At 37.5% G+C, this 24,170-nt stretch carries 21 protein-coding genes; 10 read left to right on the top strand and 11 right to left on the bottom strand.

Features of this window, described 5'->3' with window-relative positions:
* The 7 genes from O4O04_RS05230 to O4O04_RS05200 form a co-directional block, all read right to left on the bottom strand.
* Positions 1 to 1,242, bottom strand: a complete 1,242-nt coding sequence (locus tag O4O04_RS05230) for a pyridoxal phosphate-dependent aminotransferase (RefSeq protein WP_272534655.1) — start codon at positions 1,240 to 1,242, stop codon at positions 1 to 3.
* A 25-nt stretch (positions 1,243 to 1,267) separates the two neighbouring features.
* Complete coding sequence (locus O4O04_RS05225) at positions 1,268 to 2,977, bottom strand: DNA repair helicase XPB (RefSeq protein WP_272534654.1); 1,710 nt, start codon at positions 2,975 to 2,977, stop codon at positions 1,268 to 1,270.
* A 57-nt stretch (positions 2,978 to 3,034) separates the two neighbouring features.
* Positions 3,035 to 4,507, bottom strand: coding sequence for an aromatic amino acid ammonia-lyase (locus O4O04_RS05220; protein ID WP_272534653.1), 1,473 nt, complete (start codon positions 4,505 to 4,507; stop codon positions 3,035 to 3,037).
* A 94-nt stretch (positions 4,508 to 4,601) separates the two neighbouring features.
* A complete protein-coding gene (locus tag O4O04_RS05215) occupies positions 4,602 to 6,068 on the bottom strand; it encodes a sodium:proton antiporter (protein WP_336297492.1) in 1,467 nt (488 codons plus the stop codon).
* Positions 6,069 to 6,121: 53 nt separating this feature from the next.
* On the bottom strand, positions 6,122 to 7,135 hold the full coding sequence (locus O4O04_RS05210) for an MBL fold metallo-hydrolase (protein ID WP_272534652.1): 1,014 nt from the start codon (positions 7,133 to 7,135) through the stop codon (positions 6,122 to 6,124).
* Positions 7,136 to 7,243: 108 nt separating this feature from the next.
* Positions 7,244 to 9,259 (bottom strand): SpoIIE family protein phosphatase, encoded by a 2,016-nt coding sequence (locus O4O04_RS05205; protein WP_272534651.1) that lies wholly within the window; start codon positions 9,257 to 9,259, stop codon positions 7,244 to 7,246.
* Positions 9,260 to 9,345: 86 nt separating this feature from the next.
* Complete coding sequence (locus tag O4O04_RS05200; protein WP_272534649.1) at positions 9,346 to 9,507, bottom strand: ice-binding family protein; 162 nt, start codon at positions 9,505 to 9,507, stop codon at positions 9,346 to 9,348.
* A 356-nt stretch (positions 9,508 to 9,863) separates the two neighbouring features.
* Here O4O04_RS05200 and O4O04_RS05195 point away from each other — a divergent pair, with 356 nt between their 5' ends.
* A complete protein-coding gene (locus O4O04_RS05195) occupies positions 9,864 to 11,375 on the top strand; it encodes a parallel beta-helix domain-containing protein (RefSeq protein ID WP_272534648.1) in 1,512 nt (503 codons plus the stop codon).
* 111 nt (positions 11,376 to 11,486) lie between these two features.
* Complete coding sequence (locus tag O4O04_RS05190) at positions 11,487 to 12,557, top strand: SO2930 family diheme c-type cytochrome (protein WP_272534647.1); 1,071 nt, start codon at positions 11,487 to 11,489, stop codon at positions 12,555 to 12,557.
* 54 nt (positions 12,558 to 12,611) lie between these two features.
* Here O4O04_RS05190 and lpdA read toward each other — a convergent pair whose 3' ends face one another.
* Both lpdA and O4O04_RS05180 read right to left on the bottom strand, forming a co-directional pair.
* Positions 12,612 to 14,054 carry a dihydrolipoyl dehydrogenase gene (gene lpdA / locus O4O04_RS05185; RefSeq protein WP_272534646.1) on the bottom strand — a complete coding sequence of 481 codons (1,443 nt, stop codon included), beginning with the start codon at positions 14,052 to 14,054 and terminating at the stop codon, positions 12,612 to 12,614.
* A gap of 26 nt (positions 14,055 to 14,080) precedes the next feature.
* Complete coding sequence (locus O4O04_RS05180) at positions 14,081 to 14,818, bottom strand: class I SAM-dependent DNA methyltransferase (RefSeq protein ID WP_272534645.1); 738 nt, start codon at positions 14,816 to 14,818, stop codon at positions 14,081 to 14,083.
* A 73-nt stretch (positions 14,819 to 14,891) separates the two neighbouring features.
* Here O4O04_RS05180 and O4O04_RS05175 point away from each other — a divergent pair, with 73 nt between their 5' ends.
* The 4 genes from O4O04_RS05175 to O4O04_RS05160 all read left to right on the top strand — a co-directional run bounded on the left by O4O04_RS05175 (position 14,892) and on the right by O4O04_RS05160 (position 19,471).
* Positions 14,892 to 16,142: a hypothetical protein gene (locus O4O04_RS05175; protein ID WP_272534644.1), complete on the top strand. Its 1,251-nt coding sequence runs from the start codon at positions 14,892 to 14,894 to the stop codon at positions 16,140 to 16,142.
* 10 nt (positions 16,143 to 16,152) lie between these two features.
* A complete protein-coding gene (locus O4O04_RS05170) occupies positions 16,153 to 16,677 on the top strand; it encodes a chemotaxis protein CheX (RefSeq protein WP_272534643.1) in 525 nt (174 codons plus the stop codon).
* Positions 16,655 to 17,701 (top strand): alpha/beta hydrolase, encoded by a 1,047-nt coding sequence (locus O4O04_RS05165; protein WP_272534641.1) that lies wholly within the window; start codon positions 16,655 to 16,657, stop codon positions 17,699 to 17,701. Before O4O04_RS05170 ends, O4O04_RS05165 begins: the two co-directional genes overlap by 23 nt.
* Positions 17,702 to 17,914: 213 nt before the next feature.
* Complete coding sequence (locus tag O4O04_RS05160; RefSeq protein WP_272534640.1) at positions 17,915 to 19,471, top strand: DUF342 domain-containing protein; 1,557 nt, start codon at positions 17,915 to 17,917, stop codon at positions 19,469 to 19,471.
* 5 nt (positions 19,472 to 19,476) lie between these two features.
* On the opposite strand, the gene O4O04_RS05155 is transcribed toward O4O04_RS05160, so the two are convergent.
* Complete coding sequence (locus O4O04_RS05155) at positions 19,477 to 19,785, bottom strand: hypothetical protein (protein ID WP_272534639.1); 309 nt, start codon at positions 19,783 to 19,785, stop codon at positions 19,477 to 19,479.
* A gap of 42 nt (positions 19,786 to 19,827) precedes the next feature.
* On the opposite strand from O4O04_RS05155, the gene O4O04_RS05150 reads away from it, so the two are divergent.
* Genes O4O04_RS05150 through O4O04_RS05140 form a run of 3 tightly spaced genes read left to right on the top strand, consistent with a single transcriptional unit; the run spans position 19,828 to position 22,957 of the window.
* On the top strand, positions 19,828 to 20,652 hold the full coding sequence (locus tag O4O04_RS05150) for a TrmH family RNA methyltransferase (RefSeq protein WP_272534637.1): 825 nt from the start codon (positions 19,828 to 19,830) through the stop codon (positions 20,650 to 20,652).
* A 3-nt stretch (positions 20,653 to 20,655) separates the two neighbouring features.
* Entirely contained in the window at positions 20,656 to 21,675 is a 1,020-nt protein-coding gene (queG, locus tag O4O04_RS05145; protein ID WP_272534636.1) for a tRNA epoxyqueuosine(34) reductase QueG, read from the top strand.
* 43 nt (positions 21,676 to 21,718) lie between these two features.
* A complete protein-coding gene (locus O4O04_RS05140; RefSeq protein WP_272534635.1) occupies positions 21,719 to 22,957 on the top strand; it encodes an adenylate/guanylate cyclase domain-containing protein in 1,239 nt (412 codons plus the stop codon).
* 11 nt (positions 22,958 to 22,968) lie between these two features.
* Here the strand turns inward: O4O04_RS05140 and O4O04_RS05135 are convergent, their stop codons facing one another.
* Positions 22,969 to 23,547: a hypothetical protein gene (locus tag O4O04_RS05135; RefSeq protein WP_272534634.1), complete on the bottom strand. Its 579-nt coding sequence runs from the start codon at positions 23,545 to 23,547 to the stop codon at positions 22,969 to 22,971.
* A 165-nt stretch (positions 23,548 to 23,712) separates the two neighbouring features.
* On the opposite strand from O4O04_RS05135, the gene O4O04_RS05130 reads away from it, so the two are divergent.
* The gene (locus tag O4O04_RS05130) at positions 23,713 to 24,144 is read left to right on the top strand and encodes an LIC_13246 family protein (RefSeq protein WP_272534633.1); all 432 of its coding nucleotides are present in this window, start codon (positions 23,713 to 23,715) and stop codon (positions 24,142 to 24,144) included.
* Positions 24,145 to 24,170 lie beyond the last annotated feature (26 nt).

Genomic DNA, 24,170 nt, shown 5'->3' with positions numbered 1-24,170 from the left:
TCAAGACAAATCCGAAACCATTTTCTTTATTCTTTCAACTCCCTTTCGAATATCGTCTTCACCGAGAGCATACGATAATCTTAGAGCGTTGTCATCACCAAATGCTATACCTGGTACAGCAGCAACATTGTATTTATTCAACAATATATCACAAAAAACAGTGCTTTTGTTTGGTGAACTATTCTTCTTATCTGATTTTGCATTCGCTTCTGAATTCAATATTGCTTGAAATTTCGGCAAAGAATATACCCCATCAATATAAGGAAAAGCATAGAATGCACCTTGCGGAAGATTACATTGAATACCAGGGATCTCATTGAGTAGGTCGACTATCAATTTTCTTCTTTTATCAAAAGCAATTCGCATTGTCTCAACACAATCTTGATCGGCTTTTAGTGCTTCTTCAGCAGCTGCTTGAGATATAGAAGATGCATTAGAAGTTGATTGACCTTGCATAGTATCCATATTCTTGACAATCTCTGCATTACCCACTCCATAGCCTATTCTCCAACCTGTCATCGAATAGGCTTTTGATACACCGTTTACAATAAAAGTTTTCTCTTTCATAGCTTGGCTTATCATTGCAGGATTGCAAAATTCCAAGCCGTCATAAATAATTTTCTCATATATATCATCACTCAAAGTAATAATATCATGATTTACTAATATATCGCATAGTGCCTGGACATCTTTTTTGGAATAGGCAGCCCCAGTAGGATTTGAAGGAGAATTGAAAATAAAAACTTTCGTTCTTGGTGTAATATTTGCCTCTAACTGAACTGGCGTAATTTGAAAGTTAGATTCTGGAGTGGTTGAAACGATGACAGGAACACCTTCGGCAAGACGAACAATATCTGCATAACTGACCCAGTAAGGCGCTGGTATAATTACCTCGTCTCCTGGATTCAATGTTGCCATAAAGAAGTTGTAAATAACCTGTTTGCCTCCAGTTCCAACTATGACTTGATTTTTCTCATAATCGAGTCCATTCTCTTTCTTGAACTTAGCTAAAATGGCTTCTTTGAGTCCGACCGTTCCAGAGACAGGAGTGTATTTGGTTTTGCCCAGGTCCATTGCTTTCTTTGCCGCGACCTTAATATGGTCAGGAGTATCAAAATCTGGTTCCCCAGCACCAAAACCAATAACATCCACACCACTCGCTTTCAATGCATTTGCTTTTGCAGTGATAGCAAGTGTCGGAGAAGGCTCAACTACATCTAGACGTCTAGCAACTAACTTCATTTAGTTTCCTTTTACTTTCTTTTTATTAGACCGAGACGGCCTCTTCCTCTGGTTTATTATCGAGAGATTCGGCAAATTGATCCAAAGTATAGATCTGGTATTCATAACCTTGTTCTGTTAGAAATAATTGTCTGTTCTGACCAAATCTTTCTTCATTTGTATCCCTTGAGATCAATGAATAGAATACGGCTGTATTATCTACCGATTTTGGTCTGAGGATTCGACCCAAGCGCTGTGCTTCTTCTTGTCTAGATCCAAATGTTCCAGAAACTTGAATGGCAATATTCGCATCTGGTAAGTCAATGGAAAAGTTAGCGACCTTACTTACAACCAACTGGCGAATCTCGCCCGATCGAAAAGCTTGGTACAATTCCTGCCTCTCACCTAACGGAGTCTTGCCGGTAATCAAAGGAATTTTGAAAGTCTCAGCGATCACTTCAAGTTGATTGATATACTGACCAATGACAAGTAGATGAGAGTTTTTGTGTTTTTGAATGATGTATCTGATCCCACGTAATTTCTCCGGGTTCTCAGATGCTAGACGAAATTTCTCTCGATCATCAGCGACACTGTATTTTAGTCTAAGATCTTCTTCCATAGGAACACGGATCTCAACACATTTAGCTTCCGCAATCCACGACTTCGCTTCTAATTCTTTCCATGGGACATCAAATTTCTTTGGTCCGATAAGCGAGAATACATCTTCCTCCAATCCATCTTCTCGGACGAGAGTCGCTGTAAGTCCGAGCCTTCTCTTCGATTGAAGTTCAGAAGTCATTCTGAATACTGGTGCAGGTAAAAGATGCACTTCATCATAGACAATCAATCCCCAATTCTTAGCACTAAATAGATGAAAGTGAGTAAAGTCCCCACCCTTTTTCTTTCTATGTGTGAGAATATTGTATGTCGCAATAGTAATCGGTTTAATATCTTTTACTTCACCTGAATATTCTCCGATGTCTTCTTCTGGAATATCTGTTTTGTCAATAATTTCATTCTTCCATTGACGAATGGACAATGTGTTCGTAACAAGAATCAATGTCTCTGCACCAACAATTTGCATGACACCCATTCCAACGATTGTCTTGCCAGCACCACAAGGTAGAACGACTACTCCAGATCCACCATCGTTTTTGCCACCAGCATGGAAAGCTTCCACACTAGATCTTTGGTAATCTCGCATTCCAAATTTGATTCCAGACTTAGAAACTGGTTTCATATTGAACGCATATTTATTGCCTTCGTCATAGCCGGCAAGGTCTTCGACTGGAAATCCAATTTTGATTAACGCTTGTTTTATATGGCCACGGTATTCTTTTTTGACTAAGATTTTGTCTGGCTCAATAGTTTCGATGAAAGGCTGAACCGCACGATGCGCTCCAATTTCTTGCAAAAATCCGCGCTCATTAGATATGATCACCAATTCGCCAGTTTCTTCTTTTACAAGTTTAACCTTTCCATATCGGGAAATTTGTTCTTTTATATCATTTATGATGTTACGTGGAACATCATATCTAGCATATTTCTGCATTCCCTCGATGATCTCTTCAGCTGTCATCTTGGTCGATGCTGCATTCCAAAGAGATAAAGGTGAAATTCTATAAGTATGTAGATATTCCGGGCTTTTTTCAAGCTCGGCAAATCGGGATAATATGTCCCTACAGGCTTCAAATTCTGGATTGTCCACCTCAAGAAGCATGGTTTTATCGCTCTGCACGATCAAAGGTTTGCTCATAAATCCCCCATTTCCCATCCAGACTGGTAAACTAGGGTCTCGCGTCAACCACAATAGCTATCTAAGGAAAAAAACACCCTCTTGCAACCAGCCATCTATTAGACCGATCTCAGATCCAAGTGATTTATCGCTGAGAATCGGAGAAATCTCCAATAGGCGAGCCAAATGGGAGATTTTAGAAGTAGATGGAATTGATTGGAATGCATTTGGAAATAATTCTTCTTTCTTTAATATAAAACTCATTTGACGAAGAGTCAGAAGATAACAAGATATCAACGATCGAAAGTCTCCCATAAGTCTTCGATTTCGAACAACACTAAGTCCGCCCATAGGAACAACGTTTTGATTGCCTCCATTGGTGGGTATAGACTGTACGGAACCTGGATTAGAATCTCGTCTCATCTCCGCGACCAAATGAGTGCACAATAGACCAACTCCAGCAAGCCCTGCATATCGACCCGGTTGCAATGATAACATCAATGGCAACCTACCTTCATTTTCATTAGGATCTAAGATAAATTGGATCAATCTCTCCAACCATAAAGACAGTGATACCACAGAAAGACAGAGTTGATCCGCCGCATTGCTGATACGACTTCCATAGAAAAGAGCCCCCTCGATAAAGTTATCTGTTGATTCATTGTAAACTGGATTGTCGGAGACACTATTCAATTCCAAATCTATTATCGATGTTAGCTGATCGAGATTATCGAAATAGCAGCCCAGGATTTCCGGTATTGCACGAATGACATAGGAATCTTGGATCCGAACACCATCTATTTTGGTGCGTGCGTTAATTGAGGGATAAATATATTCACAGACTCTATTCAAGCCTTGAGATGGACTGCACACACTCAAGGCTGGATCAAAAGCGTCTTTGTAGACTGGCAACATCATTGTAAACAATCGTATTGTCTCTAATATAAGATTGCCATATTCACGAGCTGTTTCCAACTGATAGGATAGCAACCCACTCATAAATGATGTTCCGTTAGTTAAAGAGATTGCTTCTTTCGGTCTCAAAGATCGCGGAATTCCGGAAATTTTAGATTTATCTCCTTCACCTAACCAAACCCCTTCGCCCATTATACACAATCCTATTGCAGAAAGCGGAATTAGATCTCCACTAGCTCCAAGACTTCCTCGGGCGGGAATTTTTGGTATACAATCTTTATCAATCATCTCAATCAATAGATCAATCAGATCTTGACTTACCCCAGAATAACCAAGTGATAACACATGAGTTCGTGCAATTAGTACGGATCTTGATTCCCTATGGTTTAGATAATCTGACCCAGGAGATGTAACCGATAAATGATAAATGAGAGAACGTTGTAGCTCTTCTCTATCAATTTGATTAGAGAATGCATGGGGTCCAAAACAGGTATCGACTCCGTAAAGTAAATTGCCACCAGATTCGATATGCCTGACTAGTGCTGCAAATGATTTGCCTAGCCTATCACGATTTTCCTTCGGTTGCTCATAAGATTTAATTCCAAGAGCAATTCGATAGAGATCCGATGAATCCATCTTAGACTAGACAATCCATTTTTAAATCTACAAACTTTTCCTTAATTAAGGATTCATTTCCGTTCAAAAATTTAATTTTTATACGAATAAATCCCTATTTAAAAAAGATCAGCGTGAGTAAGAAAAATATTGGGAAAAGTATCCCAATTGAATACAACATGTATCCACCAAATGAAGGCATTTTGATCTTGTTCTCTTCAGCAACAGACTTAACCATAAAGTTAGGAGCATTACCAATATAGGAATTGGCTCCCATAAATACAGCTCCGACTGATATAGCTTTAAGCAAAGCCTCTGCGGCAGGATTGGCAAGAATTTGTGCAACTGAATTGTAACCTAGTAATCCCTTAGCTAGACTCAAGAATGTTAGATAGGTCGGTGCATTATCAAGAACAGATGAGAATAAACCAGTTGCCCAGAAAAAATGCCATGGCTCAGTCACGCCTAACTCGGCACCATGCGCTTCCAATAAGACTAATGCGGGAATCATACATACAAATATTCCAATGAATAAATAGGCAACCTCAGTGATTGGATGCAAAGTAAATTTGTTTTCCTTTCTGTATTCTTCTTTCGAAGTAAATAGTGAGAGAAGAATAAAAACAATCATCACGAATTCACGAATGAATCCAAGATAAGGGTAATCCTTAATTGCTGGAATGTAATTCTGGTTGATGAAGGCAACACTCAGAACAATTCCAAGTAACCAAATAAAATTTACTTGTCCGCTTAGAGTAATCGGCTGGATATTTGTCTGGTCTTTCTTGATATCCTTAATTGACTCTTGTTTGTATTTGATTGAATCCCATATAAAATATAAAATCAGTAGTATACAAGAAGCTATAAACATCTCTGGAAAAAGCCCAAATGTCCAAGTAAACGGAACTCCTTGTAAATATCCCAAGAAAAGTGGAGGGTCGCCTAATGGTGTTAAGGAACCACCAATATTTGAGACAAGAAATATAAAAAAGATCACCGTATGGACAACATGCTTTCTCTCTGCATTCGTATTCAATAGAGGACGAATCAAGAGCATCGAGGCACCTGTAGTTCCGATAAAAGAAGCAAGCAATGTTCCCGTTAACAAAAACAAGGTGTTATTAAGAGGGGTTGCTTCAATATCGCCTTTTAATACAATTCCCCCTGAAATATAATAAAGAGAACCAAGTAATATTATAAAAGGAATATATTCAAAAACTACAGTATGAACAATTGTATGGAACCAACCAAAATATGTGAGTGCAGCAAACGAAATTCCGCCCAATATCAGGGCGATCAATAATTTATTATTATTATTCTCCCACCAATGTTCTGTAGCATGAGATGCAATTGGAAGAATCGCTATGGACAGAAGAATCAAAACAAAAGGTATCACAGTCCAGTAAGGTAATTCCTCGCCTTTATGGTGGTCTACATGCTCTTCATGCGATTCGGAATCGACAGCAGGAGCTTCAGATATACTTTCAGTAGCCTCGGTCTTGTCCTGAGCGGATAAAGATAAAGATACAATGGAAAATGAAAACACTAGAACTAAGGCTATTAGTAACCTGCGAATGAGCATAGTGACCCCTCTGTTTTTTAGGACAGTGTAGAAAGCAGTCCTAAAGATTGCAATTAGTTCCCAAAAAAACTTTCTCCCAGTTTAAGATCCAAGAGCCTATCGAGAGAGATTGACCTTTTTTCGAGTTCCTTCTTGGTATACGGTACTGGCTCATCGAGCGGCTCGTCAGTCAAAACGAAAGTATTATAATGCATAGGCATTAGGAATTTTGCTTTCAAATCGATATAAGCCTGAACAGATTGAGGCGGATCCATGTGAACAGGCTCCATAAACCACTTCGGATTGTAGGCTCCGATTGGCAAAATGGCGAGATCAAATCCCTCAAACTTCTCTCCAATCTCTTTGAAACCGGGAAAATAGCCCGTATCACCACCAAAAAAAACCTTAGTCTTCTTGCCGATTATCGCATAGCTACCCCAAAGAGTCTCATCACGATCAAACACACCCCTTGCTGAAAAATGTTGAGTTGGAGTGAAAACGATTTTCTTACCGAGCACATCGATCTCATCCCACCAATCCAACTCCCGTACGTTTTGTATTCCTGCATCAATTAGAAACTGACGATTGCGCAAACCAACCAAAAACAAAGGTGAAAATTTTCGATCCAATTCAAGCAAACTAGGAATATCCATATGATCGTAATGATTGTGCGAGATAATTACCACATCGATTTTGGGTAGATTCTCAATTGCAACACCAGGTTTCGTGTATCTCTTAGGCCCCGCCCAAGAAACAGGAGAACAACGCTCCGACCAGATTGGATCGGTCACCACATTCATTCCTTCAATCTGGACTATAGTGGTTGCATGGCCGATCCAAGTCACAGACCAGCGACCATTATAATTCAATAATTTTTTCCCATCATTCTCATAAGTTATAAATTCGTAATCCTCTGGATCTAAGGACGTCTCATTGAGAAACCTCGTTGACATCCAGCGGAAAAGATCCAAAAATCCGTGATCTTGAAATCCAGGTGTTGGATTTATAAAACCAGATTTTGTATGGTGAGTTTTGTTTGGATCATAGAATAAATTGGATGAAGAACAATTGCCGAAAGTGAAAAACATGATGATAAAATAACCAATGAAGGTCGAAGTATTAAACTGCATTAGAAAACCAAACCATAAATGAATTGTTAATTAGACAACCGGCTATTGACAATTTGGTTTTTTATATTATAAATTTTTAAAATCTGCAACTAAGAAAGTGACATCGTCATGAAAGCCTGAATTTTTGCTGGCAAACCGATTCAAATCCGCAACTAGTGTTTGGGAAAAATCTTTTGGATTCAAATGAGCTTTCTCCGTTAACAGATTCGTGAGTTTTTCTATTCCAAACTCTTCACCTGAATCTGATTCCACTTCCACCAATCCATCTGTATAGATAAAGAATCGAGTTTTCTCTTCAATCGATATCACCTTCTCTTCGAGAGATTGATTTTTTAGCAATCCGATCAAGGCACCCTTGGTCAAAATTTCCTGAGGTTTAGGCTGCGACTCTGTCAGGAGTAACATGGGAGGATGGCCACATCGAGCAATTCTGAGTTCCTTGGAAGCTGTATCGCAGAATATATAAATAGCTGTTAGCTGAAACTTACCCAATGTCTCATAGAGATTGGAGTTTAGACTTTCTAAAAGTTTCGCTGGTGATTTCCAAGATTTTTTTGCAGATCCTGCAAGAGAAAATTTTACCATTGAAGCAAACATAGCTGCTGATACACCATGTCCCGTCACATCAGCCATAAAAAATCCAATCCCCGATTCATCGAGTTCTACAAAGTCATAAAAATCACCACCGATTTCACTTGCTGGGCGATAGTAAGCTTCGACGGATAGTTTTGAATTAGTTGGCTGTGAGCTAGGCAATAAATAATTCTGAATTGATCTTGCAACATTTAATTCTTGTTTGATTTCTGTTAACTTTTTGTCTGAGAAAAAATACTGCTTCTCAATATCATCTTTTTCATTCTTTAATTTTAGAAATTGATAACTCAATCCAGCTGTAATAAACGCAATTGAAAATAGAATATTGACCTGGCTCCAATCAATCCAATAGAAAAATTCGTGCAACTCGACGAAAGCCGATACAGCTCTAATTCCAGCAGAAAAAGAATAGAGTAAAATAATCGGAAGAAAGAAGTAAGAAATAATTACTTTTCGTATCAGACCTTGGACAACATTGAAAATAGAGATTCCAATGATCAAAAAAGCTGAAATAGTTGCCACTCGCAATGTAATCTCTTGAGGAAGAAAAAATCCAATTGCTGCAAAAATTAAACACAGTATCGATATTCCAATTTGGATTTTATGAAATTTCGGATAAGATGAGTTGATAATCATCGAATAGATCATGATCAAAAGAAACAATGCAAAATTGACAAAGACAAGACTCGGTGTTATTCTCGAAATAAATTCTGGATAGGTTGGAAAGAATACTGCAAAAAAATAACCAGAGAGAATAGATAGAAATACCAAACTGATTAAAATCATTAGTGCTAGGACTAGATAGATCCTTGATCTAAGAAGAAAAAACCAAACTAGAGTATAAACAATTCCGAACGCCATAATCCCATAAATGAATCCATAAATTAAACTATCTCTCTGAATCGACTTATAGAAACTTATGGGGGAATAGATACGAAAAGGCAAAAAGAAAAGGCTTGTAGAGTAAATTCGAATTAGAACTTCCGTCTTTTCTTGAGATTCGAGTTCGATCGGGAAAGTAAAAAAACGATTCTCTATTTTTCTCGTATCAAAATTGCGAAGATCGCCAGTATGAACATCTTGGATTACAACTCCATTCTTAATCTCATAAAAATCCACCTCATCTAACAAAGGATATCGGAGTTCTAGAAATGACGTTTTCTTGGAGTTACTGGGATTCGAAAATTGAAAATGAATCCATACTCCGCTACGCAAAAAACCTAAATTTGGATAATTTTGATTAAATTTCTTCCAATCATTCCCATCAATAGAAGAATCTTCATTGGATTGATTCGGACTCGATCCTAGGATCTGAGGATTTAGAGGATTCAGAATTTCTGGATCGACCACCTTGTATCTTGCAAGGTTTGAAATATTCTGAAAATCTTCTACATGAATGGAAATTTCTTCTGAACTTACGGTATTGCCGAAAATCAGAGCAGTCAGAATATACAAAAAAATAAATCGCCGAAGACAACTCACAGACATGAACCTATTCAAAGATTGCATTTTGACAAGGTTTATTTTATAGATTATTTTGAGATTTTAAGACAAAAAAAACCGCTGATATGATGTCAATGAATCTTATCAATAGTCAGTTCAGTCGACCAAGTATATAAGCCAGGAGTAAGTGGCATTGCACTAACATCACCTGCATCTAAACTCACATAGGATTTATAGCAGATCGGATCCGGATCAGAAACTCTGCCCGCAGCATCCGTATATGCTATTTCCATCTGATCTTCAGTTAATCTTTATTAGTCGATATAAAATGATAAATTGACCAATAAACCAGACAATAATTGAAAAAAGGAAATAATTAACTCATCGAATCAGATAATTTCACAATTTATCAATAAATTTCTCAGAATTCCAGTTTTATTCTCAGATCTGCCCAATTCTAGGACTCAACATTTAACGAATACAGTCGCCTTTTGACCCAAGAATTGCTAAGGCTACACCTATACTAATGGCATAAATCAATCCAAATCTCTTCATTTTGCGGAGATTTTTTCTTGTAATTATCTTGCGTTCAAGTTGTTCTTGAATTTGCATTAAATTGATCATTATTAGGTTTGAGGAGTGAATTTCAATGAAGAACGTTAACAGAAAACTATTGGTTATTGGTACAATCGTTTTATTACCAATCCTATATATAACTTTTCTCTATCTCTCACGTATGGAGAAGCGAACAGATCTAGTTTTCCCGAAGACTTTTTCCAGTTCAGAAATCTACTGTAATGACAAGCAATCCAAGAAATTAAAGTTCACTCCAGCCCAGACCAAAGAGTTACAAACTGTCCTCAATTCATTAGAAGAATGTACAACAGTTGAGCTCACAGCCGGAACCTTTGTATTCAACAATAGTGTCTCAATTTCTTCGGTAAATGGAATTACCTTGAAGGGTGCAGGCAAGAAGGCAACCATCTTAAAATTTGTAGAAGCAGGAAATGTTAATGGAGTAGATGTTGAAGCATCAAACTCTTTTACTATTCGTGATTTAAAAATTTTGGATAGCCCTAAGAACGGATTAGAAATTCGTTTATCCGAAAATATAATTATCGATAATATCGAAGTGACTTGGTCAGCAACATCCGGTGAGGATATGAAGAAGAATGGTGCTTATGGAGTCTACCCGGTGAATGTTGTGAATGTCCTGTTACAAAATACAGATACGTTCTATGCATCAGATGCAGGTTTGTATGTCGGTCAATGCATCAATGCGCTTGTTAGATACAACAGGGCTGAGTACAATGTGATGGGCCTCGAAATTGAAAATACAATTAATGCTGATGTATATGAGAATATTGTAACGAACAATACTGGCGGTTTTCTTGCCTATGATCTTAATAAAAATACAATAGTCTCGAGAAATATACGTGTCTATAAAAACAAAATCATGAATAACAATAATCCAAATTTTGCTAGCACAGGGATTGTAAAAACAGTTCCCGCTGGGATTGGGATGGTTCTAACTTCAATTCGTGATATTGAAATCTACGATAATGAATTTGGTTCAAACAATTCTACGGACATTGGAATTGTGAGTGGTCTAGTATCTGAGACTCCAAATTTCTCTGAGTGGCCTATGAACAATTGGAGAGCATATAATATCTATTTACATGACAATTCTTTTGGAGGCGGATCCGGTTCCGCAGTAGATAATGGCAAAACCAATGTTACAGATCGTCCACTAGGAGTGCTTGTCAAATTAGTGAATGATGCTGTGAATACATTTAACGCTTCGAAAGGACTAAAGCCTGAGCCAGTTCCGAACATAATGTATGATGGAGTTGAGCCTGGTTTTACAATTCTTGCGATGACGACTTGGTTCGGTAATAACCCAGGCAATCACAACAATATTTGCCTTAAGAACAACAATAAAGGAAAAGAAGATCCATCCATATTTGATATAAATCTTCCAGCCTTATTAAATAATTCTGAAGATCCAACGGATGAATCTATCAAAGCTTCCGTAGAAGCAGGTTATACAAGAGTATACAAAATATCAGACACACCATCCTACGGAGGAAGTCCGAACAATGGATTCGATTGTGAAGGATTCAAATTCGAAGGAATGCCGATAGAATTTCCTGGAACATGATTGCTTTTGCTAATCAAATAAAGGATAGAAATTATGGAGCCTAAATTGCAATTGATAGACAGATTAAAAATTCTATTTAGAATTAAATATAGGGATAGCATAGCGAAAATTATGATATCGTTTTTAGTCTGTCTTAATACAGCAAACTGCTCTTCGAAGGCAAATCTGAATCTAGATGGTAAAGCTATTAAAGTTCATGACAAAATTTCTCAGTATGGATTGTTTACTGAAATTAAATCTGAGAGTCTAACTTCTGTTTCTACTGGGATACCGTACGATTTGAACACTCCTCTTTTCTCGGATTATACCAGAAAGGATAGAATCATCTTTCTACCAGACGGAACCAATATGGCATATAACTCTGAGAAGGAATTTGAACTACCTATTGGAAGCATTATTGCTAAGACTTTCTCCTTGCCTGAGAATTTTGCAACCAAGTCAGGCAAATATGGCAAAAGGCTTGAGACGCGTCTCCTCATCCATCAACCTCAAGGATGGTTTGCGGTATCTTATCTCTGGAATGAGCTGAATACAGACGCAGAAATTGCCTACGCAGGAGAATCCATTCCGGTTGTTTACAAGGATGAATCTGGAAATAAACAATCTTTTAACTACAGCGTCCCATCCAGAAATCAATGCGCGTCTTGTCATCAAGCATATGAAGGTAGATCACAATCCATCGTGCCTATTGGAATCAAAGCAAGGCATCTCAATAAAGATTATAGCTTTTCTGCGGACAAAGTGAACCAACTGGAATATATGGAATCCAAAAAAGCATTAGTTGGTCTTCCTTCTTTCGGTATCCCTAAACTTGCAGATGCATCCAATACAAATGAATCTATAAACGATAGAGCGAGAGCTTACCTTGATATAAACTGTGCCCATTGTCATCAAGCGAGTGCGGCAGGTGGAATCAATTCCAAACTAATTCTATCATACAATGAGAGCGACTCATCATTGTTTGGTGTTTGCAAAACTCCTGGATCTGCTGGCAAAGGTGGCGGTGGCCTAAGATTTGATGTAGTTCCAGGCAAACCACTTGAATCAATCCTACACTACCGAATGGCTACAACTGATCCTGGAGCGATGATGCCCCAGATTGGAAGAGCGCTCACGCATGTTGAAGGTGTAGATTTAATATACAAATGGATTGAAGCTATGGAATCCAAATCTTGTCCATAGCTACTACTTACAATTACATTGCGGTTAATCCTAATTCGATTAGATGAACCATTTTTAAATATGGATCGCCTTACCATGAACAGCTTCTGCTGCCTCCATGATCACTTCCGAAATTGTTGGATGCGCATGAATAGATCTAGCAATTCCAGTAATCGTTAGCTCACTATTGATTGCGAGAACGATCTCATTGATCATCTCAGTTGCAGCACTTCCAATAATATGGGCACCAAGGATAGCATCCGTATTTTTATCTGCGATCAATTTTATAAATCCTTCGGCATCATTCATTGCACGTGCTCGACCATTTGCAGTATACGGAAATTTTCCAATATTGAATTCTAAACCATTCTCTTTTGCTTTTTTCTCGGTTAATCCAACAGATGCAACTTCAGGATGGCAATAAGTATTGCCTGGAATAGCCGAGTAATTTAGAAAATCAGGTTTTAAATGATGGGGATTGCCTTCCCGAATGGAAATATCTTCCGAGGCACGAATACCTTCACTGGATGCAACGTGAGCAAGCAAGGGAGTTGCAATGCAGTCACCAATCGCATAAATATTATCAACAGTTGACCTATAGAATTTATCTATATCAATGAATCCTCGTGATACTTTGATTCCAACTTCTTCTAGACCAATTTGTTCAGTATTTGGAATCACCCCAATTCCAACAATCACTCGATCACATTCAATCGTTTCTTTCTTGGAATCACTTCCTTCCAGAGTAAGAGAAATATTATTTGACTTTTTCTTATCAGAAACTTCAGCTGACAATACTTTGGTGGATGTATAAAAATCAATCTTTCGTTTCTTGAAAGATCTTTCCAATACTTTTGAGATTTCTTCATCTTCATTCGGCAACAGGTTTGGAAGAGCTTCGATGACAGTTACTTCGCTTCCCATTGAGGCATAAATATCAGCAAACTCAATTCCTATCGCCCCAGCTCCAATGATAGCTAGCTTTTTAGGAACTTCTTTTAGAACCATTGCTTCTCTGCTCGACAAAACAAATTTCTCATCAAATGGCAGAAATGGTAAGGGACGAGGTCGTGCACCCAAAGCTAAGATGATATAATTAGTTTTTAGTTTCGAAATAACTTTTTTATCTTTGTCAGAAACTTCTATAGTAGTCTTGTCGATGATTTTTGCATTACCATTGATCACGGTAATTTTATTCTTCTTCATGAGAAAATCAACACCACTTGCCATCTGGTCTGCAACGTTTCGTGAATGCTTTATGACTTCTGGGAATTCAACTGAAATCTTATCTGCTTGGATTCCAAATTGTTTTGATGATTTAATATCTTCTAGAAGATGAGCACTTTCTAATAAAGCTTTGGTTGGTATGCAACCCCAATTCAAACAAATGCCACCCATTTTTTCACGTTCTACTACTGCTACTTTAAAACCAAGTTGAGATGCGCGAATCGCTGCAACGTAACCTCCTGGTCCTCCTCCAACAACAATAACTTGAAATTCTTGGGTTTCTTCCGACATACATCACCTTCTTTGTGACTATTATGTTATCGTTTCTTTAGAACGTAAAGGATTCTTCCACCATATTTTCTGAATTTTTCACCACTGAAGCCACCAAACTGATTGAGGATTTCAAATTTTCCTTCTTTGATGGGAGTTTCCATCTCAAGAGGATAGAACACTCGCATTACATGCTTATCTTTGATATCGGATTTATTAAGGTTATAAACATAATTGACTTCAACCATTGTTAAATCATCTGCTCTCGTTAAACGAAATCCCCGATTACGACGAATCATTGTCTCACCAACTCTTATATTTGCAACAAGACCCAATGGTTTACGCTTGATTCTCTTTATCGGTTCCGCATTCCACACATCAAGTATTAGAATGCCAGCAGTCTTCAGATTCTTATAAGCATTCTGAAAAAACTTTTTGATATCATCATTTGTCATTAAATAATTGAACGTGCCGAATAGACAGACTAAGCCATCGATAGGCTCTTTTAATTTATAGTCTTCCATACGACCTACTTCAAATCGACAATGCGGAAATCGATTCTTGGCTGTTTCAATCATCTTCGGAGAGGAATCAATTCCCATGATTTTGAAACCCATTGCTTGTAGGTCTTTTACATGCTCTCCTGATCCACATCCGATATCCACAACGGATTTTACATTATGTCGCTTGAATACTTCAGAAACAAAATGGATTTCTTCATCCAATTTTCGTCCTGGTTTCTCAATATCGAAGTAATATTCAGCAAGTTCTGAGTAGAGTTTCAAAATTCCCCATCTTAGAAAAACGGTTTAGGTAGAACCATCTCTCCCGATACTATTAGTATACGGCAGAATGATTATGAAAGACAAACGAATTATTTATTTCCCAGCAATCGTCGGATTTCCAACACTTGCTATCCTGGGTTCAGGCTCAATTGAAACCTTAGCTCTTGGCGCAATCTCCATCACTCTACTGGCTCTATTTCTCTATACCATAATGCTTATGGGAAATACAGAAAGTACGGAAGCCAAAGATTCGATGGTGACCCGGGAGATTAGAAAATATGGTGAACCCGATAAAGAATTTTCGAAACCATATTCAAGCTTTCCGAATCAGGAAAGTTCAGGTGATGAAGATATATTGGATGAAGAATTAGAAAATCATGAAAAAGATAAAAATCATCAAAAACGTGATCAAATTCATCTAACTTCGAATAAATCATTTGAAAATATTTCATATAATTTAAAAAATAATTCATCGCAAAACAAGGAAAATAATCTCGAACCTGCCGGAATCAAAAATTTTCGCGTGGATAGATTCAAAAAGGAAACTTTGGGTCCAATTGTAAAAGAGTTCATTCAAGAACTTCCCAATCGCACAAAAATCGATAACTCACTATTTACTGTATTTGAAAAAGAGAATTTTATGGAATTCTTAATTCAGAGAGGAAATCTCTTTATCAATTGTGATATGGATGCATATTTGGAAGCCGACCCAACGATCATCACAAACCTTATGCAAAGAATACATATACGATCAGAAAATGGGAAAATAATTTATATCCCAATCTCCACTCCACATAGAATCTATGGGGCTATTATGATGGAGACGCTTTCTTCCTTTACCGATCAGGATCTATTGATTTTTCAATCGGAAGCAGATCGATTTGCTTTTGAATGGGAAGCTCGAAATGAATACGAACTTGCTATTATGGATCCGCGAACATTGGTCTATAACCGAAATCACTTCAAAACTATACTTCGGGAAAAATTCCATGCAACAGAACTGACCTCTTTATTTCTTTTAGAGATTGCAGGTTCGGATGACAGAGAAGAATTTATCGCATTTCTTGCAGAGATGCTTCCAACTTCAATCTTCCGAATCAAAGAATCCACACTCAGTTTCTTTTTGACTGCAACCGAGGTTGAAGATCTAGGTGAGCATTTGAATAAAACCTTGAAACTTATGGATGAGAACGGTTTCTATTCGGAATTTGTTTTAGGTTACTCCAAACGTGAAGCTAATTTTATAGATCCTAGTCAATGGGAAGAGAACGCCTTCATCCAGTTGAATCTTGCCAAAAGAAAAAGTCACAAGCTATCCGCTTAGGCAAAAAATAATGGATCCACTGTTAGACGAAAAATTCATTCTTACTATTTCACAAGTGCTACCGGACTATATCAGAAATACTTTGCGCATATCAGCAATTCGTGAAGCCTATGGACCGTCAAAGAACGAAGGGATCTGTTTTGAGAATTGTACGAAAGTTGCCTTCGAAGGTGAAGTCAATGGCGCCATGTTTTTGTGTATGGACGGATATACAAAATTAAAACTGCTACCTAAGATCGCTGATAGTTTCGGAATCGATCCGACAACAAGGCCGCATTCATCATCGATAGTTTTGGAGTTTGCAAATCAAATTTCTGCAAGTCTAATCAGTGAAATGAAGCAAGGAAGATTCAATATTGACATACTTCCTCCAGAAAATTTGAATCATAAATTGATTTCTGTAGATATGAAAAGGTTTAGGCAATACATACTCATATATTTTTTGACAGACAAGAGGGGTGGAATCAATTTGGGGAGAATGACTCTGATTCTCTTGATGGAAAAATTTACTGATGCAAGCAAATCCCTTACTTAAAGGTATCCCTTTACTCGGATACTATTCCGGAATTCGAAAAAATGATAAAGCTCAAGTTCATGAGACTGAGTTTGAATTTTCGCCAGGCAATCGAACAAGAACTTTACTTTTCTATCCACCAGGTAAAGACCCAAAAAACCTACCTGGAATATTCCTACTTCATGGAATGAGTGCTTTAGGAATTGATGATGTCCGAATCCAAAACTTAGCAAAAAATCTTGCGCTCTGCGGATACTCAGTTGCCTGTCCAGAGTTATCGGAAGTAAAATCCCTACTGATAAGGGAAGTAACCATTGAAAAGTCAGTCAATTTATTTAAACATTTTTATGAGAGAGAAGATCTCCACAAACCCGGTCAGGTTGGGTATTTCTCTGCAAGCTTTTCCGGTGCATTAGGACTCATTGCACTATCCGATCCCAAGGTAAGTGACCTCGTTCGCTCATCCATGTTAGTTGGTTCTTACAATTCATTTGGAGAATCATTAGTTTATGCTGTCGATAATTTTGAAATCGATAATTATGCGGGATTGATTGTTATGCTCAATTTCCTTGGATACTTAGACAAGAAATTGCATAACGAAGTGAACGAATCAGTTTACAATCTAGCTCTTGACAATGGACTGTATCGGACTGGGGAAAATGCTATAGGCCCCAAACTAATTGAGGGCTTAAGCAAATCAGCTCGAGACTTCATGAAACAAATGTTAAATGATAAAAAGTTCCGGATGTCCTTAATTGATGGAATTCGAGAAGTGATGCCCAATTCGATAAAAAGAGATTTCTCGCCTTATTATAAATTAGCGCAATTTAAATCTCCCCTAAGCCTGCTTCATGGCTACGATGACCCCGTAATTTCATATAAGGAATCTATCAAAATTCACGCCTGCCTGCGCAACCGAATGCATCCAGTTTACCTCGAGGTCTCAAATGTGATTACTCATGGCGACCAGCTGCCTCTCCATACACAAATTGCAGGCGTTCCTGGTGTAACAAGATGCTTTGGATACTTTTTTTCTTGGTTTTAAGGGCTCGGAATCGTTCTTCTATCTATCTTGAACATTCGTTTTTCATAAAGTCATTGTGAAAAGCTTCAAATAGAAAACTGAACTTGCAAATTTTGGGTTTTAGATTGTTAATAACTTATAGACGACGAAGATTTATACACTATCCATACAAATTTTTAGAAAAAATTAAAAGATGTGTGAGATTTACAGGTTTTATTCGTCTCAAGGAATGTGATGGATGGTAAAAATTTGAAAGATTCGAATAGTGACGGAACGCAATCAACAGTTGCTATGAATCCATTTCAAGCAGCACAAGCCCAAGAATACAATTTAGATCGGGGAATGAATGTGGAAGTTTCAAACGATAATCTTCTCGCAACCCTCGTCGTAAAACCTTCATGGCTCGTTGGCAAAGAAGCAACTGTCACTGATATAAGTCTTACTTTCGAACGATTTTCTATTCCAGAGAATCCCAATAATTATGAAAAGCTACAGAAAGTTGTAGCAGAGATCAATAAAGTCCTTGCATCTAAGGAAAATTTGACAAAGGTTCTTCACTTCCCAGTAGCCGAAGGAATTCCAGCGAAACCTGGAGTGGATGGTTGGATTAAATTCAATTTCCCACGAGCCCAAAGAGTCGTTATAAAAGAGGATGGATCTGCAGATTTTAGAAATATTGAAAGATTTGTTCATGTAAAGCAAGGCGAACAAGTTGCATCCCATTTCGAAGGAATTCCTGGTGAATCCGGATTGGACGTTTTCGGTAAAACCATCCATGCTCCAGCAATCAAAAGACCAAAATTGATTGTTGGTAAGAATGTCAGCTTCAATGAACAACATGATCCAGATAACGAAGAATATACGATAAAGGTATATTATGCAACTTGCAATGGTGTAATTTTTACTACAGATAATTCTGTGACAGTATCTCCTGAACTCAATATCGAAACTGATGTTGGTTTAGAAACAGGTAATATCAATTTTGATGGAACGATTCGTGTACAAGGAAGCATTGTAGATGGCTCGAAGCTAGTCTGCAAAGCAAGTCTATTCGTAAATGGAAATGTTGAATCAATGGATGTTGAAGTCGCTGAGACTCTTGACATCAAAGGCGGCATCAAAGGTAGAGATCGAAACAAAGGTCTTTTAAAAGTGAATGGCGACCTTCATGCAAAATTTATAGAAAACGCAAATATTGAAGTCGCGGGTGATCTAATCGTAGAGAATTATATTCTCAATTCTAAGATCTTATGCTTAGGTTCTGTTTTTGTTACTGCGGATGCTGGATCAATTATTTCATCCGATCTTCTTTTATACAATGGACTATCTGTCGCGAATCTAGGTTCAAATGCACAGCTAGACACAACCATAGAAGTAGGTTTTCATTACAGAAATGATCGCCTATTCAATGAAGGTATCATCAAACTAAAAAATTATGAGAATGAACTCGAAAACCTTGAGCCAAAGATCATCAAGATCAAAGAAGCCGTAACAAGATCTCGCGGTAAGCTGGATGATTCGAAGAAAGCTGAATTCAAAGAAATCTTCGAAGACTATACCAAACGAAAAAAAGTGATCGAGCTCTTTACGCAAAAGTTAGAATATTTGAAAACGCAAAGATTCAATCCAGACAATGTCAAAGTCGTAATCCGACATCTTGCATTTCCTGGCGTGACACTCAAATACAGACGTCAACTTGAAAAAATTTCCAAGCAACAATCTTCTTTTATGCTAAATTTCTTTCCTAACCAAGACAAAGCAGTCATGGTAGCTTGGAAACAAGGCAAGTAAACTGCTTAAGCAGCTTCGGGACTGAAGTTCTTATTCAATAAACGAAACTGCACTCTTTTTCTAGATTCTTCCATTAGCGCATCTGCCATCATATCTGCTAGCCAATCGATTTTTGCATTAAGGCTGGATTCGTTGAGTGATATGGACTTGTTCGCAATTGATTTATTCAGCAGAGCCTGGTTGATTGTATTGGATTCTGGGTTGGTTTTTACATTATTCATATTCTGTTCCTCATCTATAGAAACAGAATACAATAGACCCCGGACAAAATCTGAATGAATCAGAAATTTTTTATAAAATATTGATAAGATCATTGCCTTTGCATTCAGCTGAGGACTGAATGGGAATGAATCCAAATGGAAAAAAATCCCTATTCTAATGCAGTAAACGTAAGCCTTGAAGATCCTAGGCTAAATGAATACCGCAATCTCAAGGTGCCGAAGAATGATTCCCAAGTCTTTATTGCAGAAAATGAGAAAGTTGTACAAAGACTCATTGAATCGAACCTCCCATTGAAATCTATCTTGGGAACCAAGGAATCAATCGAAAGGAATTGCGAGTTTTTCCTGAGACAGAATATAGATCCAAGTTTCATTTTGCAAATTTCCGAGGAGAATCTTGAACAGTTGGTAGGATTCAAAATTCATAGAAATCTATTAGCAGAATCCTATATTCCAAAATCTTTATCTATTGAACAACTTGGCTCAGAAATCATTTGTCTCAATAGAGTTCATGATGCAGAAAATATTGGATCGATACTTCGTAGCTCAGTTGCTCTCGGAATTCAAAGTTTTGCTTATGATCAATATACCTCAAGTCCCTACTCTAGAAGATCTGTTAGAGTCTCCATGGGCAATGTATTCAATATGAAAATTGCCAAAATCGATTCGATCGAAAGATCAATCGATTTATGGAAACAAAATGGTTATAGAATTCTTGGGACTTCTCTACAAACAGATGCAAAGACATCTATACCGATTTGGGATTTTCCCTTTCCAGATAAATGGGTTCTCATTCTTGGAAATGAAGCATTCGGAATGGACCAAAATGTCTTAGACCTTTGCGATCAATTGATCAACATTCCAATGGACAATTCTGTTGATTCACTGAATATTGCCCACAGCCTAACATCGATTCTATCAATATCTAAATTCCAAAATAGAATGAAGCATCCAAGATAAAATATGGAAAATAAAAGCCAACATACTCAAGATTTTATCAGTTCAGTAAGAAAACAAATCCAGTTTCTTGCAGCGGAAAATCATTTTGAGTTAGTTGGATTCACCGAAGCTAAGCTACCCTTGCAAGATCGTGAAAATATCCAAAGTTTTATTGAAAATAAATTCTATGCTTCTATGGATTGGTTTCCGGAACGCCAGTCTATAAGAATGGATTTTGAGAATCTTGGATTCACAGTCAATTCCTGCATAGTCCTTGGATCGGTTTATTATCCTACGAATGAATCAACTGATGCTATGGTTCAATGGGAAGATAGAATTTCGAAGTATGCGTGGGGACAAGACTACCATGATGTTCTAAAAAACAAAGCGCGACCTATAATCGAATATTTAAGAAGGACATTTCCAGAATCCAAGTTTCGCCAAGCTGTTGACTCACTTCCGATTCCCGAGAAGATTCTCGCAAGGCAAGCTGGACTCGGATGGATTGGCAAGAACACATTACTTCTCAATTCGTCATTGGGTTCTTATTTTTTTCTTACCGTAATACTCTGTGAGAACAATCTACTATTCGAATCTAATTTAGAGAATACCAGCGATCCTGATTCGATTCTAGGAATGAGTAAGGATCGATGTGGAACCTGTACTGCTTGCATAGACGCATGCCCAACTCAAGCGATCGTCGCTCCCTATCAATTGGACGCGAATCTCTGTATTTCCCATCATACAATTGAAACGAAGGGAGAATATACAACTGATCTGCCAACGAAGAATTGGATCTATGGCTGTGATATTTGCCAAGATGTATGCCCCTGGAATCGAGTATCAGCTAGAAAGAAAAATGTTAAAACCCAGATAAGGGAATATTCTCCATTAATGATATTAGAAAAAACTAAATCTATACAAGATCTACTCGCAATCTCAGAAGAAAAATTCATAGAAGAATTTAAAAATTCGCCAATATTAAGAACTGGATGGAAAAACTTGAATCGAAATATCAATCACGTTATAAGCAATAGAGAATAATTTGCAATTGACTTGAAAGTCTTTTTGGATTCATCTAACATTTATGTTTCTCAAATATTTCAATCGTGAAATAAATTCCAACATCTTGCCTATATTAGAAGAAGAGAATTCAAGAAATGCAAGACAGATTGCCTTCTTTAGATCCATATCTACATTTCTCTGGCTTGCCATGTCTGTTGTTATGGGAATTTTTTATAAACAAGATGATTGGAGAATCCCAATACCTGCATTGCTCATCTATTTTCTAATATCATTATTGATTCTTCGAGGAACTAAAATCAACTCCAAACTCCATTGGTTGATTCACTGGTCAGCCCCTTTGGTCGACATTCCCTTTATATTCGCTTCCATTTATATGTCCATTAACATCGCTCCATATCCTCAAATTGGTGCAATCGTCATGATGACAATTTTTCTGCTCTTCATTATACCAGCACCATCTGGAATAAGGCATCTTCCTTCTATAGTCGCTGGCATCTCTTCACTTTTGTTTACATTGTACCTAATTGATTACGTGGGTGTAAAATTTCCAACTTGGGTTGCTTCTATTAGTTTAATTTATACATTCGCAGTATTAATTGCAATCAATGTCTCAAGGCGTCCCATTATCGTTGCTTCTGCTTTTGCCCAAGAACAGAATCAGAGAAGTAAACTAGCAAGATATTTCTCACCTAGTGTAAGTGATGTGATCATGAACCAGAGAAAAAATCAATCCTACTCTAATCCAGAAGTATCAGTATTGTTTGCAGATATACGAGGTTTTACAAGTTATTCAGAATCAGAATCCAGTGAAAATGTTGTGAAATTTTTGAATGCCTACCTAACTCGCATGGTTAGTGTTATATTTAAATATGGTGGGACATTGGATAAATTTATGGGTGATGGGATACTTGCCTATTTCGGCGCACCCATTGATCAACCTGATCATGCAAAAAAAGCAATTGAATGCGCAATCGAGATGCAAAAAGAAATGGATAGTATCAATTTAGAAATAAAAAATATTACAAACAAATCCTTTCAAATTGGGATTGGTATCCATAGTGGAAGAGTAGTGCTTGGTGATATTGGACCCGAACAGCGAAAAGAATTCACAATTATCGGTGATACCGTGAATCTGGCATCTCGCGTTGAGTCTTTGACAAAAGACTTGGATTCAAGTATACTTGTTACTTTGGATACATACAACCACTGTTCAAAAGATTTTACTTGGAAGAATACAGGTGAGGTAAATGTTAGAGGTAAGAAAGAAAAGATTCAACTTTTCTCACCATCGTCAAGTTAATATCTGTTCTCTCAGACTTTCGGAAATTTCTTATCATTGAGAAAACGCAAAATCCCATCTTTTAAAAGGAAATGATTCTGCATGGCAGTCATATTGATTGCTGCAGGAATCACATAAATTCCTGATAAGCTAAAGTATCGAAGACAGATTGCATCCTCTTCGGAGAGGTTCTCTATCGCTTTCTCAATCGAATTCAGAACACCGACCCAAGATTTAAAGAGCGGTAGTAATGATGAGTTGGTATCGGATAAATCTATATTGCCTGGGTCGCGTATGATGATTTCGGATAATTTCGGCGGAAGAGCTGGAGGATTGAAAAGATCTCGTATCTTAGTCAATTCGCGCTCAATCTCATCCTGAGATGCAGGTGAGAAGCGGAACAAACCACTCATTTTCAATGAGAACGGTAAGTAATTTGCGAAGCGACGATCATTCGAAACCATTGCATGCAAGGATTTTCTTATGCTAGGAAGCGCCAAATCATCAGGGAAATCCAGTTGGCTGTCCGTGAGACCTTTGGTTAGATTTATCGTGTTCTGAGTTAGCTTTATTTTCTCTACCCAGAATAGTTCGAGAGTCGTGGATTTCATCCTTTTAGGTAAGTATTTATGACATAATGCTTTTTTCAAGGAGGAAAAAAGAACTTAGATCCCCATTTTTTTCAAGCCCGAGATAATTCTCGCGAATACTATCTTTCGATTCGGTCATTTACTCTTCTCATTTGGAAATCCCTTTGCAAACAAGGAGATAGAAATATGCACAAGCTCGAAGCAAGCTCGCTAACCAAGACTCAAGATACAAAATGGAGAGAAATCACATCTGGCAAAAAGGAATTCTTCCATATACTCACAGTCTTGAATAATTACTATGAAGCAAAAGACAGTCAATTTGCTCGATCTAACGACTCTCAGAACTTTCGCAAAAATTTAGTAAAACAAAAAGAAAATGATGTTAGCATTTATATCAAGAAATTTGGAGATTATGAATTTCTAGTTCATGCAGAGATCCATAATAACCAAGAAGAAAAACAAAACGATACATGGGTTCATATTGATGGAATCGCCGAAGAAAAGAATAGTCTCCAAAAAAACGGTGTAACAGAGCATCCAATTTTCCATATCGTCGGACTATCCGATATATTCCACGATGGATCAATTGATTCGAAAAGAAACGATTTACCTGATTAAATGCTTGGAAAAATTTTTCTTTGCTC

Origin of the sequence: Leptospira sp. GIMC2001 (assembly GCF_028462125.1) — a bacterium.
GTDB lineage: Bacteria > Spirochaetota > Leptospiria > Leptospirales > Leptospiraceae.
The sequence above is the reverse complement of the archived record's forward strand: the minus strand, read 5'-3'. Positions and strand labels throughout refer to the sequence as shown.

Bases quoted from the DNA above. Each gene is read 5' to 3' on its own strand.
- O4O04_RS05230 (WP_272534655.1), bottom strand. From the start codon at position 1,242: ATGAAGTTAGTTGCTAGACGTCTAGATGTAGTTGAGCCTTCTCCGACA.
- O4O04_RS05225 (WP_272534654.1), bottom strand. From the start codon at position 2,977: ATGAGCAAACCTTTGATCGTGCAGAGCGATAAAACCATGCTTCTTGAG.
- O4O04_RS05220 (WP_272534653.1), bottom strand. From the start codon at position 4,507: ATGGATTCATCGGATCTCTATCGAATTGCTCTTGGAATTAAATCTTAT.
- O4O04_RS05215 (WP_336297492.1), bottom strand. From the start codon at position 6,068: ATGCTCATTCGCAGGTTACTAATAGCCTTAGTTCTAGTGTTTTCATTT.
- O4O04_RS05210 (WP_272534652.1), bottom strand. From the start codon at position 7,135: ATGTTTTTCACTTTCGGCAATTGTTCTTCATCCAATTTATTCTATGAT.
- O4O04_RS05205 (WP_272534651.1), bottom strand. From the start codon at position 9,259: ATGTCTGTGAGTTGTCTTCGGCGATTTATTTTTTTGTATATTCTGACT.
- O4O04_RS05200 (WP_272534649.1), bottom strand. From the start codon at position 9,507: ATGGAAATAGCATATACGGATGCTGCGGGCAGAGTTTCTGATCCGGAT.
- O4O04_RS05195 (WP_272534648.1), top strand. From the start codon at position 9,864: ATGAAGAACGTTAACAGAAAACTATTGGTTATTGGTACAATCGTTTTA.
- O4O04_RS05190 (WP_272534647.1), top strand. From the start codon at position 11,487: ATGATATCGTTTTTAGTCTGTCTTAATACAGCAAACTGCTCTTCGAAG.
- lpdA (WP_272534646.1), bottom strand. From the start codon at position 14,054: ATGTCGGAAGAAACCCAAGAATTTCAAGTTATTGTTGTTGGAGGAGGA.
- O4O04_RS05175 (WP_272534644.1), top strand. From the start codon at position 14,892: ATGAAAGACAAACGAATTATTTATTTCCCAGCAATCGTCGGATTTCCA.
- O4O04_RS05170 (WP_272534643.1), top strand. From the start codon at position 16,153: ATGGATCCACTGTTAGACGAAAAATTCATTCTTACTATTTCACAAGTG.
- O4O04_RS05165 (WP_272534641.1), top strand. From the start codon at position 16,655: ATGCAAGCAAATCCCTTACTTAAAGGTATCCCTTTACTCGGATACTAT.
- O4O04_RS05160 (WP_272534640.1), top strand. From the start codon at position 17,915: ATGGATGGTAAAAATTTGAAAGATTCGAATAGTGACGGAACGCAATCA.
- O4O04_RS05155 (WP_272534639.1), bottom strand. From the start codon at position 19,785: ATGATCTTATCAATATTTTATAAAAAATTTCTGATTCATTCAGATTTT.
- O4O04_RS05150 (WP_272534637.1), top strand. From the start codon at position 19,828: ATGGAAAAAAATCCCTATTCTAATGCAGTAAACGTAAGCCTTGAAGAT.
- queG (WP_272534636.1), top strand. From the start codon at position 20,656: ATGGAAAATAAAAGCCAACATACTCAAGATTTTATCAGTTCAGTAAGA.
- O4O04_RS05140 (WP_272534635.1), top strand. From the start codon at position 21,719: ATGTTTCTCAAATATTTCAATCGTGAAATAAATTCCAACATCTTGCCT.
- O4O04_RS05135 (WP_272534634.1), bottom strand. From the start codon at position 23,547: ATGAAATCCACGACTCTCGAACTATTCTGGGTAGAGAAAATAAAGCTA.
- O4O04_RS05130 (WP_272534633.1), top strand. From the start codon at position 23,713: ATGCACAAGCTCGAAGCAAGCTCGCTAACCAAGACTCAAGATACAAAA.